General features: G+C 67.0%; 1 protein-coding gene. It reads right to left on the bottom strand.

The annotated features are described in order from the left end of the window. Positions 1-367, bottom strand: a 367-nt coding sequence (locus ACSFA3_RS24095) for a hypothetical protein (RefSeq protein WP_435507914.1), incomplete at both ends; no start/stop codon positions are given.

Raw genomic sequence — 367 nt, 5'->3', positions numbered from 1 at the left:
GCCACGCGGCCTGCGTGCAGTCTTCGCGCGTGAGGGCGTTTTCATCGGCGGCTTGGACCAGGTTGCCGGCATCGTCGTACTTGTAGGAGGCTAGTTGCCGTGTCTGCCGGCCATCGGCGACCTCCCACAGCGCGCAAATGCGCCCGTGTTCCCATTGCACCTTCACGTGAGCCATCAACTGGCCCCCCTGGTAACTGAGGATGTCGCTCAGCCGCCCGGCAGGCAGGAGCGCGGGCGGCGGGAGCTCGTGGCCATCGGAGCGTTCGGGAATGACGTCTTTGCTGTGTTCCGGGCGCGCGTCTGCTTGCGTGTAGCGCAGCTCGATGCGGTGGCCTTGCGAGGCCTGATAGCCGCGCAGGCGCCACAC

The sequence above is a fragment of the Variovorax glucosi genome, assembly GCF_051216695.1.
In the GTDB taxonomy this organism is placed as follows: Bacteria; Pseudomonadota; Gammaproteobacteria; order Burkholderiales; family Burkholderiaceae_C; genus Variovorax.
This window is presented reverse-complemented; position numbering and strand designations above follow the sequence as displayed.